At 40.0% G+C, this 15,600-nt stretch carries 15 protein-coding genes; all 15 read left to right on the forward strand.

The window, feature by feature from the left end; all coding sequences use genetic code 11:
• The first annotated feature begins 128 nt into the window (after positions 1-128).
• Positions 129-539, forward strand: a complete 411-nt coding sequence (locus tag CO686_RS00675) for a hypothetical protein (protein ID WP_096753377.1) — start codon at positions 129-131, stop codon at positions 537-539.
• 138 nt (positions 540-677) lie between these two features.
• The gene (locus tag CO686_RS00680) at positions 678-1,082 is read left to right on the forward strand and encodes a hypothetical protein (protein WP_096753378.1); all 405 of its coding nucleotides are present in this window, start codon (positions 678-680) and stop codon (positions 1,080-1,082) included.
• A complete protein-coding gene (locus tag CO686_RS00685) occupies positions 1,072-2,793 on the forward strand; it encodes an Mbeg1-like protein (protein ID WP_070535982.1) in 1,722 nt (573 codons plus the stop codon). The genes CO686_RS00680 and CO686_RS00685 overlap by 11 nt, the downstream gene beginning before the upstream one ends.
• Positions 2,774-3,088 carry a hypothetical protein gene (locus tag CO686_RS00690; RefSeq protein WP_000960730.1) on the forward strand — a complete coding sequence of 105 codons (315 nt, stop codon included), beginning with the start codon at positions 2,774-2,776 and terminating at the stop codon, positions 3,086-3,088. The genes CO686_RS00685 and CO686_RS00690 overlap by 20 nt, the downstream gene beginning before the upstream one ends.
• A 13-nt stretch (positions 3,089-3,101) precedes the next feature.
• On the forward strand, positions 3,102-3,410 hold the full coding sequence (locus tag CO686_RS00695) for a hypothetical protein (protein ID WP_000358232.1): 309 nt from the start codon (positions 3,102-3,104) through the stop codon (positions 3,408-3,410).
• 230 nt (positions 3,411-3,640) lie between these two features.
• On the forward strand, positions 3,641-3,925 hold the full coding sequence (locus CO686_RS00700; protein ID WP_001173991.1) for a WXG100 family type VII secretion target: 285 nt from the start codon (positions 3,641-3,643) through the stop codon (positions 3,923-3,925).
• Positions 3,926-3,996: 71 nt separating this feature from the next.
• Positions 3,997-7,026: a type VII secretion protein EsaA gene (gene esaA / locus CO686_RS00705; protein ID WP_096753379.1), complete on the forward strand. Its 3,030-nt coding sequence runs from the start codon at positions 3,997-3,999 to the stop codon at positions 7,024-7,026.
• 11 nt (positions 7,027-7,037) lie between these two features.
• The gene (gene essA, locus CO686_RS00710) at positions 7,038-7,502 is read left to right on the forward strand and encodes a type VII secretion protein EssA (protein WP_000720507.1); all 465 of its coding nucleotides are present in this window, start codon (positions 7,038-7,040) and stop codon (positions 7,500-7,502) included.
• Between the two features lie 65 nt (positions 7,503-7,567).
• Positions 7,568-7,807 (forward strand): EsaB/YukD family protein, encoded by a 240-nt coding sequence (locus tag CO686_RS00715; protein WP_000434883.1) that lies wholly within the window; start codon positions 7,568-7,570, stop codon positions 7,805-7,807.
• Positions 7,808-9,079: a type VII secretion protein EssB gene (gene essB, locus CO686_RS00720; protein WP_096753380.1), complete on the forward strand. Its 1,272-nt coding sequence runs from the start codon at positions 7,808-7,810 to the stop codon at positions 9,077-9,079.
• 21 nt (positions 9,080-9,100) lie between these two features.
• The gene (gene essC, locus CO686_RS00725; RefSeq protein ID WP_096753381.1) at positions 9,101-13,519 is read left to right on the forward strand and encodes a type VII secretion protein EssC; all 4,419 of its coding nucleotides are present in this window, start codon (positions 9,101-9,103) and stop codon (positions 13,517-13,519) included.
• A 20-nt stretch (positions 13,520-13,539) separates the two neighbouring features.
• Complete coding sequence (locus CO686_RS00730; protein WP_070800578.1) at positions 13,540-14,214, forward strand: hypothetical protein; 675 nt, start codon at positions 13,540-13,542, stop codon at positions 14,212-14,214.
• Positions 14,207-14,596: a hypothetical protein gene (locus CO686_RS00735; protein ID WP_070800579.1), complete on the forward strand. Its 390-nt coding sequence runs from the start codon at positions 14,207-14,209 to the stop codon at positions 14,594-14,596. The genes CO686_RS00730 and CO686_RS00735 overlap by 8 nt, the downstream gene beginning before the upstream one ends.
• A 12-nt stretch (positions 14,597-14,608) precedes the next feature.
• Positions 14,609-14,941 carry a hypothetical protein gene (locus tag CO686_RS00740; RefSeq protein WP_070800580.1) on the forward strand — a complete coding sequence of 111 codons (333 nt, stop codon included), beginning with the start codon at positions 14,609-14,611 and terminating at the stop codon, positions 14,939-14,941.
• Positions 14,938-15,600, forward strand: coding sequence for a DUF5081 family protein (locus tag CO686_RS00745; protein WP_070800581.1), 663 nt, complete (start codon positions 14,938-14,940; stop codon positions 15,598-15,600). The genes CO686_RS00740 and CO686_RS00745 overlap by 4 nt, the downstream gene beginning before the upstream one ends.

The raw sequence follows: 15,600 nt of genomic DNA on the forward strand, positions 1-15,600 counted from the left end.
AACCTTTGATAATTTTTACTCAAATTTAACACCATTCATTCCCAATTGACTTACAATACTTGCTAAAAGTATTTTTTTTTACATTCATGATATAATATACTTAGATTCCACTATATAGGAGGAAAGAGATGAAAAAACGTACTTTACTTTGGCTAGTTATAGCCCTTGTAGTATTTGGAGGCGGAGCATGGATGGCGAAAGAAACAAATCTATTTCTAAGCCCACGAGCCAAGCAGTTGGCTTATCTAAAGGAGCATGAAGAGGATATGGCTGATTTTGTGAAAGCTTTAAGCCCTAAAGTGGAAAGTGTTCAATTTAATTGGGATAGTATGGAGGTTGGCCAAGTAGGGAATGGAACTCCTCAAGGCGGTGGCTATATGTTGACACTTAGAGGAAAGGTAAATAATAATGATAAAACGAAATTTATGGTTGGATTTTCTTTAGACAATGATGCTAATGGCATACCAAAGGAATTTGGAATTTATGAAATGCAACCTATAAGAATTTATAGGGATGGGGGATGGTATTATTATGACTAATAGTAATTTAAAAACCTTTGATAATTTTTACTCAAATTTAACAGCACTCATTCCCTATTGACTTACAATACTTGCTAAAAGTATTTTTTTACATTCATGATATAATATACTTAGATTCCACTATATAGGAGGAAAGAAATGAAAAAACGTACTTTACTTTGGATAGTTTTAGCTCTTGTAGTATTTGGAGGAGGTGCATGGATGGCACAGAAAACAAATTTATTTGGAGGAGTATTTCTTAGTCCGCGAGCCAAGCAGTTGGCTTATTTAAAGGAGCATGAAGAGGAGATTAAGGATTTTGTAAAATCTCAAAATGCAAAGATAGAATCTGTTCAGATTGATTGGGATGAAACAATGTGGGAAAAAGTTGGAAATGGAACTCCACAAGGTGGAGGGGAAGTTGTGAGTATATTTGGTGAATTTAATAATATAGAAGAGTCGGATTGGAGTGTCATGTTTGAAATTGAAAATGAAAAAGTAATTTTTGATTCTATGATATTAAGCGGTCCGTTACGTGTAGGAGGAAGAGGTTTTGACGAATAGTAATTTAAAAGATTTTGATAATTTCTATGCGAATTTAGCTCAGTCAGCCTATACTGGTAGACCAATAAAATTTCCTTATGAATCTCAGAGAGAAAAAAATAGGGCTTTGTTAAATTCAGGTCAATCACTCTATTTCGATTTCTCTCAAGATACTAAGATTTATAACAAGGATAAAAAAGAATGGGAAATCACTCCCGGCGGGAAACATCTTCCCCATAATGGTAAAGTCTACTTGCAGCCAGATCCTGATTTACATACTGTGGAAGATACGATAAAACTTCAAGTTGGTGATCCTGGAGGAGGGGTTCACCAAGAAGAGTATCCTATCAAACGCTATCAAAAAGGACTCTTAACTGATGAGAGAGCTGGTTTTAATGCCTACTACTTAACGGATACGCCAACCTTAACTAAAGATACCAAGAAAACCTATATGACCATCCGCGGAAGTGATGCTATCAGTATAGAGAATTTGAACGACTGGATTGACAACGATGCTCAGTTTGCGCTCAACCATATCCATACGCCGCAAGCCAAGTTAGCAACAGTAGGAATGAAAACGAAAATCGCTGAGATGCGCGAAAAGGCTCCAAATGCGACGATGGACATTGCAGCTCATTCCCTAGGAACCATTGTCTCTGCGCAAGGGGTAGCTGGCCTCAGTGATCAAGAATTGGAGAAAATCGGCAAAGTGGTTCTCTTTGACGGTCCAGACACGACAAAGAGCTTAAAGAAAATGGGCCTCAGCGATGAGAAAATCAAAAAGATTAGCGAAAAAATCGAGTACTATGTCAATCCTTTTGATGTCGTGGGGATGCTCAATCGTGAGCATACCATTACTAAATTACCTGGGGACTCCGATGAACCACTTAAGAAACCCGTCGGTAAAGTCAATGTCCTTGTCCCCCTTCATTATACCCAAATTACTGATCCGGAAAGCTCCCATGACTTTGGTGTTTTCCAATCGGATGGAAAGGGAAATTTATTGACTGCGTCTGAGGATTTTCACCCAGAATTGCTCAGGGCAGGTGAAAAGCTAGCTCGATTGATTGCGACATCTTTGGATTCTCTCAGGGCTTTAGGAGTCGATGAAAATGTAGCAGCTAATATTTTAAATTCCATTATGAGAGGTGAGTTTAAAATAAAGGCAGCTATTGGTTATGGCGTTTACGAGAATTTTACAACTGAATATAGTAAGATTGTCGAAGAAGCTCGTCAGGAATCTATAAAGTGGGATCGTGAAGCTATTCCTCGTTATCAGGAACAACTGAGAAATGGTAATCTTACAGGAGAAAAGAGAATTTTGGTCCGAGCTCAGTTGCTTCAGACAGCAGCCCAGTTGGCAAATTTTGACATGGAAGATAAAGTTAAATCTGTGAAAACCTTACTTTCAGATGCTAAGGAAGATATTCAAAATATGATAAAAGAAACAAGACAGACAGCGTTTGACATGGTTGGATATTTGTCAAGCTCAGAAGTTACGAATCTGCTTTCTGGTTTTGATACAACAAGCTTTTGGGATGAAGGCGTTGCAAGTGACACGAAGACTGCAGCAACATCCTTCCTGACACAAATCGAGCAACTGGGGGAAAGCTTGGTTAAAGCTAGTGGTTCCTTTGAGACCATAGATACAGATAGTGCTGAAGATTTTAATAATCTATTGGCGGATGTAAAACAAACATGGAGGGGAAAAAATGTTAGTCCTAACGGATGAGGATACCTTAATTACAAGAGAGCAACTCGATAGAGGCTTCAAAGAAAGAATGAAGGAACAAGAACGCCAAGCAGTCAGAGCCTTGGTAACTGCAAAAGAGTTGTCAATCCTTGCTAAAGGAACTGAGTTAACTAAAAAGTTGCAGGAAGCAGCCGCAGATATGCAAGAGTATGCTTCTAAGACCTATGTAAACAATATTAAGGGAGGATTTGAGGGCAAGGCCGCTGATGCTGCTGAAACTTACTTGACCCAGACCATGCAAACCCCTACTTTACAGAGTCCGATCAAAAGCTAGGAGAAAACTGGTCATGGATAAAAAGGAACTTCAGAAACTAGAGGATGAGCATAATCGTAAATTACGAGACTTAGAACGCTTGGAGATGGATTTGGATGATGATTTCCACAAGTTTAGCAGGGAGACGGATCATCTCCTAGAGGCGCTTTCCTATGCATGTAGAGATAGTAGTTTTGCTGAAATTCAACCATATATCTTTGAGATAGAGAACAATTTGGATAACTATCATCAACTTTACAAGAGTCGTATAGAGAATGTGCTGGAAGCTCGCCATCAAGAGAATAAAAACTTTCATAGAAAGTTAGAAGAAAAGAACGTTTGACAAATATACCTTATAAAAGAAGGATGATATGAATTTGTTATAGTTTGTTATTATAGATAAAAAAAGAAGTAATTATACAAGAAAAGCAGATAATTTAATCCTTCTTACTAGTTTTTAGATGGAAATAGCTCTTATTTTTTTATAAATAGAATAAAAAATGAATTTTAAACTTGCAATTGAGGCAAATTATTGATATAATGAGGTATTAAATTAATATAAAGGAGTTTCACATGGCTTTAATTCAATTAACAACAGAAGAATTGCGCACCTCTGCTCAAAAGTACACTCAAGGTTCTGAGGAAGTAAGACAAGTACTTCGCACATTGACTCAAGAGCAAAATACTATCCGAGACAACTGGAAAGGTGCTGCTTTTGAGAGCTTTGATCGCCAATTCACAGAATTGTCTCCAAAAATTGAGGAGTTTGCAACTTTGCTTGATGAGATCAATGCACAGTTGAACAAGGTTGCTGAAATTGTTGAGCAAAACGACCAAGATCTTGCATCACAAATTTAATTTGTTATATAAGTGGCTTTAGGAGGGCGAGAGCCTTCCTATTTTTTATGATGGAGAAGATTTAAAGTAATATGAGGAAGAATAGAATTTTTAAATATATAGGAAGTAGTCTGTTGGCATTAGGGTTGCTTGCATTGATTATTTTTTTGAATCTATCTGTTCAAAAAAATACAACGATTAGCAATGAAAATAATGCAAAGGCTAATCAGCAGACAAAATTAAATGTAGCTATCGTAAATGAAGATAAGCCTGTCTACTTAGATACAAAAGAATACAATCTAGGTGCTAGTTATGTAAAAAATATCGAGCGTGATAATTCACAAAATTGGTCTGTTGTCCCTCGTGGAGCAGCTGATTCTGGGTTAGAAAGTGGGAAATACCAACTCGTTTTAACAATTCCTAGTGACTTTTCTGAAAAAATACTCGATATTAACAGCATCAATGTTGATAAGACAACCATCAATTATAAGGTGAATGCGCAAGGAAATTTGCAGGTAGAAAATGATGCAAATAAACTAGCAAAAGACATTGTTGCTGATTTGAATGGTCAGTTAGTTGATATGTATATGGCTAGTATTTTGAACAATCTTTACACTGCACAAAAGAATGTCCAAGCTAGTTCACAGATACAAGCGACCAATATCGGAAACTATCGTACGAACTTATATGGGACAGCTATCAACACTAAAAATCTTTTCCCAACTCTCTATAGTATGTCGAGTTCTTCTGTTGACGCCAACACTGCTTTAAAGACAGGTTTGGAGGGCTACTCACAGATTTTTGGTCGTTTTGATGTTTCGCAGATTGCCTATGGTGAGAAGTTTGGAACTCTGCTTAAGAATAGAGTAGATGAGAAGAAAAATCATGCGGATGTTATCACTGGGCTCATCTCTCAGAGTCGGGAAGACGTTCAGGAACAAATTAAAACTTATAAGGAATTAATTAAAGCTCAAGGTAGTCTGACTTCTAATATAGACGGAACAGCAGCATCCTCTGATGGTACGTCATCTGAAGTTGTACCTTCCTATAAAACAGTCGCAGAAAACATCAGCACAGAGATTGCTAGCTTACAGAATAATCTAACAGACGAAAGAACCAAGTTTGAAAATCATAAAAAGGATATTCATAACTTTATTGATGAGAAATTAGCTACTTACTATGGAACAAGTGAGAAGAGCAACATCACTCTTGATCAATTTTTGAATAAAGCTGCAAACAAGGACCTAGAGAAGGCTGAAGAATCTCTCAAAGAGCAGTTGGCTTCTGCAATCTCAGAATTACCAAAAGAAAACTTTAGTGGAAAAGAATTTAATGGTTTTGGTATGACACCGATCACAATTCCTTCTGTAGACTATACTGAATTAAAAACAATCAAAGAGCCTAGTGACGAAATCAATTCGACTGATTTGAAGAATTTGGAAGATCTGGCAATCACGAGTACGAGTGCTGTTGGACGAACAGGAACAAAGGCTAAGGTATCATGGAAAGCTGAATCAGGAGTGACAGTTCACTCAGTCACTTATGATGGTACACCAGTTGAGTTTGGTCAAGAAATTGATTTAAAGACGGGTGGGACTTTTAAAGTAGCCTATAGTGTTGCAGAGGCAGCTCCGACTCCAACTACAGGTTCAACCGGGACTCCAAGCCCAGCTCCAAAAGCAGAGCTAAAATCAATTAATATTTCCTTGAATGATGTTCAAGCAGCTAGTGCTCCAGTAGATGTGTTACGTGTTCAGCAAGCTGCAGTGTCTTATGGACAAAAGGTTCAGAAAATAGCTTCTGACTACCAAAAGGTACAAGCACTCACACAAGCATATAATACTGTCAAAGAGTTAAAAAATAGTAATGTGTCTAAAGCATTGTCAGATATTTGGTTTGAAGCTATTAGTTCAAATCTGAAGAAATATGAAGACAGCTTAACTACACCTGCTAGCGATACAGAAACTGATGGTACTAAAGGAAAAGTAGATAAAGCCTTGTCAGAACTGACTACTCTCAAGCCTGTTCTAGAACAAAATGTGAAGGATGTTTTGGCTACCAACCAAGAATTGACTACCAAAATCAAGGGACAGTTAGAGTTGTACGACCAGTTGGAAAAGAAACTAGATGATTTGGTTGAGAAGCAAAGGGGAGGCAATGCTACTTTTGAAGAGACTAATAATCAATTGGCTACCCTAAATTCGGATTATGCAGCTCTCTTGTCAGAAACTACGGGTGTGAAGGAATCTTCTCAAAGTAATGTCAAAGCTGCAGAGTCTGTGAATGAGACTTTAGGTAATTTCAATCGTGAATTGTCAAACGCTCAAACAAGTACTGAAAAGTTGTCACAAGATGCTGACTCCTTGATGACGCAGTTTAACGAAGAATTGACTAACAATGGAAACTTTGTAGAATCCTTTGTGAAGGTTCTGAATAATGCCTATCAAAATGGGGTGCCAAACGAAGTATTGTTGAACTTCTTATCCAATCCTGTTACCCAAAATGCTACTTCAGTGAAAGCGACTGTCAATGTTTACCGTCCATTTACATGGATTTTACTATTGGAGATTGTTAGCCTCTTTACAGCCTATCTGTTTGCAACTCAAAACGTTATTCGCAAAGTCAAAGATAAGTTCAAACTTGATAAGTTACATGATACAGACTTGATGACGGTAACTATCCTATCTGCTTTAAGTCTCGTTGTCGGATTGGTAGTTGGTGTTGTATCAAGTGTTCAGCTACAGGTTGGCCGTGAATACCAACCATCTTGGGTTCTATTAATTGTTTTAGCCGCATTTGTACTGATTCAAGGACAATATCTATTGCTTAAACATTTCCGAGTGATTGGTATGGGACTCTCCTTCTTTATGATGATTAGCTTTGTCTACCTATCAAATGCTATTGGGACAACAGCAAGTCTAACTGGTTTCCCAGCATTTATCAAAAATCTCAATGCGTTATCGATATTAGAAGGTTTGCTCTCAGGATACTTTGATGGACATCCAGCAGCAATTATCGCTTTTGTTGCAACGATTGTTGTCATAGCTGTTTTACTTGTTATAAATGTTTTTATCAGAGAAAGTAGTTTGTGGTTTCAAGCAAGACAAGCTGAGAAAGAATAGAAATTAGAAATATGAAGAAAATCATTCTTTTCCTTCTTACCTTAGTAACATGTGCAGCAGTCTCTGGGGCTGCTGCAGATGATTTGAAGGATAACAGTCTGCAGATTGATGATTCCCGACTTGAAAAGAAAGAGGGATTGAAATTTGGTCTACAGTCTGAACAAATCAAGGAGCTTTTTAATGAAGCGACTCAAAAGAGGTTGCAGGACATGCAACAGCATCAAGAGGAACAGTTGATCACAGAAAGGGGCCAACTGTTTTCTGCTATACAGAGACCAGTGAAAAAATCTTCTGAAGAACAGTTGTTTCAGCCCAATGCTCAAAAAACAATCAAGTTCCAAACAAATATAGGCCATGTAGAAAAAGGTGGTCTGAATGACTTTCTTCCAGAGATATTCTATGTGGTGTTGATTTTCTTGCTCTTTGGAGCAACGGCAGTAATGAGTTATCGTGTGATGGTAGAAGGGATGGACTAGGTTTTTAACTAGTCTGTCTAAGTAACTTAGAAAAGGATAAACCAGACATAGGAGGCGTGTAAAAGGTGGAGCAACATATCAATATTACCCTACGTTTGAGAGAAAGAGATGTGGATATTCGCATTCCACGGCGAATTGAAGTGCGCCGGCTGGTGCGAGAAGTGGATACGATTTTTAATCCAGGTATCAAGCGAAAAAAATATCAATTAAGAATTGTCAATAAAGGTTTGTTGATTGATGAAGGGAAACATCTGTCTGATTATCCTATGACGACAGGAGATTTAGTAGAAATTGAGGAGATATAGGTGGCTGAAGAAAAATTTGAATTTGGTGGACAGTCGTTTGTCTATGAAAAAAATGAAACAAACTGGGAATTAACACTCAAACGTTCAGATGTTGCGAGTCAAGATTTACGGGAACTCTTACTATTGGATTTGCATCATCCATTCTTTTTGGAGCAATCGATGGTGTCTGATGAGGATAGTGTCACCTTCTCCTATCAAGTCGAAGTTCATGGACTGACTTATGAGGAAATAAAGGAACGTACCATTTCGGAAAGAATCCGTTTGGCCCTAAACGTTTTTCGTCTAGAGGGCGCCTTGGAGTTACCTGTGACTTTCCTTTTGCACCCAGTAAATCTCTTTATTACCAAGGATGCTCAGGCTAAGATTGCTTATCGTGGAATTCCTGGTCTGATGGTTCCTCAATCCATATCCTCAGAAGATTTTTTACGCCAGGCTAAATGTTTTACAGTAACACTATTTAGCGATTTGGATTTCATGGATCTTTATAATGGTTCCTTGGAATTAGAGACCTTGCCAGATTTCTTAAATGATCTATGTCAGGCAGGTGATATAGAGGCTGCAGTAGCTGTTTTGGAGAAGTACTACACGGAGAAGGCTGCGAAAGAACGGGCAGATTTGGTCTTGGTTCCAAGTAGACGCCATCGTGTCTTTAAACTGGCAACGATTTGGTTAACAGCCAGCGTTGTCTTGCTAATCGTTCCACTTATCTATCTGATTTTTGTGCAAAATCCTTTCAAAGAAAAGATGTTGCAGGCAGATACTGCCTTTATTAAAGTGGATTATAGTGGTGTTATTACAGAATTAGAGAGAATTGATCCAGCTAGCTTGCCGAATACGCAAAAGTATGAGTTGGCTTACTCTTATATTCAGGGATTGGAATTTTCTTCTGAACAAAAGAAAGTCATCTTGAACAACGTAACACTCAAGTCAGATGAGCTTTATTTGACTTACTGGATCCAGGTTGGGCGCAATCGCTTTGAAGAGGCTCTTGATATTGCGAAACGGATTAACGACAGTGACTTGATTCTCTATGCTTTGACTCAGGAAATCAAGCAGGTTCGAGAAGATGGTAACTTGTCAGGGAAAGACCGTGAAAGTAAGTTGAATACTTTGGAAAGCGAGTATAAGAAATACTGGGATAGTCGAAGTGAGCTACTAACGAGTGAATCAAGCTCCAATGCTTCTACAACTCCTAACCCTCAAGACAAGGCTTCTGAAAGCAAACCGTCATCTGAGAAGAAACCTGTTCCAAGTAGCTCCTCTAGCAATTAAAGTAGACCAAGGAGAGAAATTATGAAAAAACAAATCATTTTCTACAGCCAAGGTCTACGTTATGAAGTAGAACTGAGTGCAGATAAGACGGTCTTGATCGGGGCGACTGAAAAGGCCCAAGTCTACCTTTCTCAACAGGAAAGACCGATTCAGCTCAAGGTCGATGGTGACGAGGTCTTTTATCAGTACGACGATGAAGCAGGACTCTTGAAAGATGGTCTGCGTTTGGGTGAGGTCGTCTTTTATCTCCGAGAAGGGGAGCCAAGGGTTTATGACCTTTTGGATTTATCAGAGTTTCAGATTGGCTCTCAAAGAGGTGCATTGATCACACTAGATGGAGATGTTGAACTCTTACTCCAAAAATCCCAAAATCAATGGAAGCTAACTCGACTAAAAGGCGCATTTTATCGAAACAATCATCTGGAACAAATGGACCAGCAATTGATTGGTTTTGGAGATGAGTTGAGTCTAGGGGCGGTGACGATCAAGTTCTATCCTGATGAAGTATGGGTCCAGGGTCCTGCCCAAGTTGGGCCACAACTGACTCTGAGAGAACCATCTCGATATGGTTTTTATGAAGATTATCCAGATTATCATCGTTCTCCACGGATCATCTATCGTGGCAGCGAAGATAAAATCTTGATCAATCCCCCAGGCCAGGAACCGGTTAAACCGAGCGATGAACTGTTAAAGCTGATCGTTCCTCCTCTGATGATGGTCGGAGTAACCGTCTTAATCACCTTAATTCAACCTCGAGGGATCTATATCCTTGCGACAGTAGGGATGTCCATAACCACAATGATTTTTTCTATCCGTGGTTTTATCAAAAATCGTAAAAAGTACAAGGCTGATAAGAAGGAACGGGTCGATCTCTATCGTCTTTACCTGAAAGATAAGGTCAAGGAATTGACTCGTCTGGAACGAGAACAAAAAGAAGGGATGCACTATCATTTTCCAACGATTTTAGAATTGACGGACTTGGTTGAGAGTTACAATCACCGGATCTACGAAAAGACTCCCTTGCATTTTGACTTTTTATACTATCGTTTGGGACTCGGGAAAATGCCGACTAGCTATGACTTGAAATACGGTCAACAGGAGCGTAGTGGTAAGAAGGATGCTCTAGAAGAAGAGGGTTACGCTCTCTATAGTCGTCACAAAAAGATCCCAGATATGCCAATCCCGGCAAACCTCAGCCATGGACCAGTGGGTTATATTGGACCTAGAAATCTCGTTCTAGAACAACTGCAACTTTTGGTGATGCAGCTAGCGACTTTCCATTCTTATCATGATGTGCAGTTTATTACGATCCTGCCTGAAGAGGAAAAAGAGCAATGGTCTTGGATGCGTTGGCTCCCTCATGCCAAACTGCAAGAACTCAATGTCCGCGGTTTTGTCTACAATCAACGAACACGGGACCAAGTTCTGAATAGTTTGAACCAAATCTTGAAACTACGCCGTAGTCAAAAGGAAGAAGCATCCCACAAGGAGAGCACCCTCTTCCATCCTCATTACGTGGTTTTAGTGACCGATGAGAAGCTGATTTTGGATCATATCATCATGGAGTTCTTTACTGAAGATCCAACGGAATTAGGCTGTTCTCTCATCTTTGTAGAGGATGTCATGAGTTCCTTGTCTGAGAACATTCAGACAGTGATCAATATCAAGGACCGTAATACAGGCCAACTGGTCATGGAAGAAGGAGTCTTGAAAGAGACGGACTTCCGTTTGGATCATTTCCCAGCAGATTATGACAAGGAGCGGATCGCCCGTACCTTGGCACCTCTCAATCACCTCCAAAATCTTAAGAGTTCCATCCCAGATTCTGTGACCTTTATGGAAATGTATGGGGCGGAGACCTTTGAGGATTTGCAGGTATCGAGCCGTTGGAAAAAGAACGCACCTTACAAGAGTTTGGCTGTACCAATTGGTCTGCGTGGTCAGGATGACCTGGTTCAGCTCAATCTGCATGAAAAAGCCCATGGACCTCATGGTTTGATCGCAGGGACGACTGGTTCAGGGAAGTCAGAAACCATCCAATCCTATATCCTATCCCTCGCTGTTAACTTCCACCCTCATGATGTGGCTTTCTTGCTGATTGACTACAAGGGTGGTGGGATGGCCAATCTCTTTAAAAATCTGCCCCATCTCTTGGGGACGATTACCAACTTGGATGGTGCCCAATCTATGCGGGCTCTGGCTTCGATCAATGCGGAGATCCATCGTCGTGAACGACTCTTTGGAGAGTTTGAAGTCAACCATATCAATCAATACCAGAAAAAATTTAAAAACGGAGAAGCGACAGAACCGCTCCCTCACCTCTTTCTCATCTCAGATGAGTTCGCAGAGCTCAAGGTCAACCAGCCAGACTTTATCAAGGAGCTGGTATCCATCGCTCGGGTCGGACGTTCCCTCGGGGTCCACTTGATCCTAGCTACTCAGAAGCCATCTGGTGTGGTGGATGACCAGATCTGGTCTAACTCACGCTTCAAGATCGCCCTTAAGGTGGCGGACCGTTCGGACTCGAATGAAATGCTTCATACACCGGACGCAACCGAGATCACTCAGACGGGACGTGCCTATCTACAGGTCGGGAATAACGAAGTCTATGAGCTCTTCCAGTCAGCCTGGTCAGGGGCAGATTACCAGCCGGACAAGGACGATATGGGGATTGAGGACCATACTATCTACCTGATCAATGAATTGGGCCAATATGAGATCTTGAATGAAGACTTGTCAGGCTTAGAAGATGTGGATGAGATCAAGGAAGTTCCAACAGAGTTGGATGCGATAGTGCACCATATCCAGCTCTTGTGTGAGGAACAAGAGATTCCTCCAGTGCCACAGCCATGGTTGCCACCGCTCAAAGAGCGAATCACGCTAGACGAACTGGAAGAAGTGCAGCCGACAGTAGCCTGGACACAAGAGAAACCACTCTCTGTCCTCTTGGGGATGGCGGATATCCCGCAGGCCCAGAAGCAGGAAGCTGTCTCTATCAATCTCTCCAAGGATGGTCATATCCTCCTCTACGGAAGTCCGGGTACAGGAAAGACCACCTTCCTTCAGACAGCTGGTATGGACTTGGCTCGCAAATTCAGTCCCAAGGCCCTTACCATGTACTTGATGGACTTTGGTACCAATGGTTTGGCTCCATTGTCCAAGCTTCCACAGGTGGCGGATACCATGCTTTTGGACCAAACGGAGAAGATCTCTAAGTTTGTACGAATCATGGAGAGAGAACTCAACCGTCGTAAGAAACTCCTTGCGGACTATGGAGTTGGGACCTTGGACCTCTATCGTCAGGCCAGTGGTCAGGAAGAACCGGCTATTGTCATCCTCTTAGATAGCTATGAAGCCTTCAAGGAAGAAGCCTATGAGGCGGAACTCTTCAAGCTCTTGGTGCGTATCTCTCGTGAAGGTCTCAGTATCGGGGTTCACCTCTTGGTGACAGCCGGTCGCCAGACCAACCTTCGTGCTCAGCTCTACTCGAACTTCAAGCACCAGTTGAGCCTGCCACAAAATGAGGCAGGTGAAGTGCGGGCCATCGTGGGCTCTACACCACTTGCTATGACTATGGAAGATATCAAGGGACGTGCCCTTATGAAGCGTGAAGAGGTGGATGTCATCCAGCTGGCTCTCCCAGTTTATGGAGCCAATGATACTCAAGTCCTCAACAACCTGCGCCAAGCAGTCGCTTCCCTCCAAGAAGCCTGGACCGGACAGCGCCCAAGTGCCATCCCGATGGTGCCAGAGGAGTTGACGATGGATGTATTTCTCAATCTGCCTACAACTCAAGAAGCGATTCAAAACCATGAATTACCAATTGGTCTGGAGTTTGAGGAAGTACAAACAACAAGTTTACCGATTGACAGGTTTAAGCACTTACTTGTCTTGTCAGACAAGGATACTGCTATGAACGCTGCGACAAATCATATAATCAAATTGCTTCTACATTTATTTGATAAGGAAGTTATTACGATTTTCGATCCTATTGATGAATATCGTTCAGTTTCAGATAGGGTTGAGCATTACATAGGAAGTGGTATGTCTTACCGATCTATACTTGATTCTTTGAAAGAACAGGTTCTTATTGCTAGAAAACAGCGTAGAATGTTAGAACATTTTGTTGTTATAACAGATGTTGGGCAATTTGTGACGGAAAGTAATATTGAACCAAATGAACTGGCACTGTTGATGGAAGAAGGGCAGAGAGTAGGTCTGCATTTAATCTTTGCTACTCACAAATCGTATCTATCGGGTTATACAGACATACCTAAATACATGAAAACTCAATTAGATACTGCTATCATAGCAATGAAGATGTCTGAGCAATCAATCTATACTCGTTCTACTACAGGACGTGAAGAACCGTTGCTAGATGATCAAATTTATCTTCATTATCAAAATGTTCAAACAAAATTGAAAATTACAAAACAATAGGAAAAAGAGGTAATAAGTAGATGACCCAAGAAGAATACCTGCGGATAAAAAAAGAATATAAAATTCGCTTAGGATTAGTGATACTTCTCTTTACTATATTTGCAATACTAGGCATAGTACTCATTTTTAACCTTTCTAGATTTATCCCACTTGCAGCAACAGCTATGGGAACAGTTGTGCCTTTTAATCACTTTCTGCTAGTTCCGCTATGGGAACAAAAAAAAGAGATAGAAAAAGAGCATCCTGAATGGAAAGAGCTTAGCACTAGTGGTGTCAAAATTCCCTCATCAGAATCCAGTAAAAGAACTTTAGCAGCTATTGGAACTATTTTGGCCTTATTCTTCTCTTTTGCGATGCTCTACAGACCAGTTAAAGTGAATAAGCCAATACCTAGTGTTGAAGAAATCAATAAGATACCAAAATTGGACCGCAAAACACCTAAAACATCAAGCTCTTCTAGTTCTGAAAGAGCTAACTCCTCAGATTCAGGAGCGTCGTCTTCTACTGAAGAGAGCACGAAGGCAGAAAGTTCAGGAACGGAATCTTCAAAAGAAGAGACACATAACTATGATTTCCATCTTCCCGGAGTTGATGATGAGGAATTGCGTAGAGTCATTGATAGATCCAAAAAAGATTTTAGAGAGAATCATGCTAAGGAACAGTCTACGGAAGATACGGAGGATAAAAATGAGTGATGCGAGTTTAAGAGCGCAAATTGATAGTGATAAAGCCCAAAAAGAAAAGTACAAGAGAGTACGAAATTCTATCCAATCACATGGTTTGGATTCAGATGTTGACCTTAGTCGTTTTGAAGGCTATGTTGAACTTTGTGATAAAACTATTACGAAAATCGATAGTAATGAGGGATATCATTATCTTTCAAACTTAAAGTCAAAATTAGAATCTGATAAAAAGACACTTAAGGAGTACATTGACTTTGTCAAGGATGCGAACTCGTCCTTCAAAGATTTATATGCAACTCTTGGGGAAAAAATATCAGATTTAGATAGTGCCATAGCTAGTAATAGAGCAGCATATAATAAAGGGAAACCATGGTGGGAACAACTTTGGTGGTAAAAGGAGGTGTCTATGGATACAAATATTAATACTATTGATAGTAGTTATGCAAGTGATGTAGTAACATATGATGATAGTCAGATTGACACAGTTATCAATGAATTGAATGAAATCGTGAATCTTCTTTCTAGTATAGATACTGAGATATCTGGTTTGGACTCAAATGATACGGAATGGAAGGGAGAAAGCAAGAATCAATACTTAGACCTAAAGCTATTTCTAAAATCCTATCATTCTGACTATGGAAAGAGTGTAGAAGAACTTAGGAAAGTGGTATCAGGTTTAAAAACATTACTCGGTTCTATCTCCACTTCAAATGTCATAAAGGAGATTGATAACGCATGATATTTACATTAGAAGCCTTATACACACTACATATATTTAATGATTACTCAGATGATTTGGCATTCCTTCCACTTCCAACTGCTATTGAAGGGAATGAAAATAGAAAAGACAACCTTTTGTGGGTAATTGAGAAAGGTTTTGAAGATTTAAAGGAGATGGGGCTTATCGTTGATAATCGGCCTACAGAAGAATGTGTTCAATATGGAGCGTATTTGAAGGAGTATCACGAAGCTAACTATCATTGTCAGATTGATCAGCTCCTATCCTATGCGCCTGGAGTAGATGAATTCAAACGAATGGCTGTTATTATCATGGAAGTCGGTGACAATCAATTTCAACTAGACCGAGCAGGTAGTGCTGTTTTCCTAGCCTTTTTGATGGAGATGCACCCTGTCTTACAAGAAGTTGATGATACTATCAAAGATTATATTCATTCGCAATGGGAAGAGGAAGCATTTATGCGCTTGATAGTCCACCATGGGAATGAAGAGGCCCTTCGTATCCGAATCAATGAGTTTTCCAAAGATACACAAGACATTATCTATCTAACAAGTGATCATCATTTATATGAATATGATGTATCGAAGCAAATGCGCCGTTCGATTGATAGTGAACAGCTAAAAACACAACTAATAAAAAAATTGAAAGTGAGGATGTGA

The organism is Streptococcus oralis (assembly GCF_002386345.1).
Classification (GTDB): domain Bacteria; phylum Bacillota; class Bacilli; order Lactobacillales; family Streptococcaceae; genus Streptococcus; species Streptococcus oralis_S.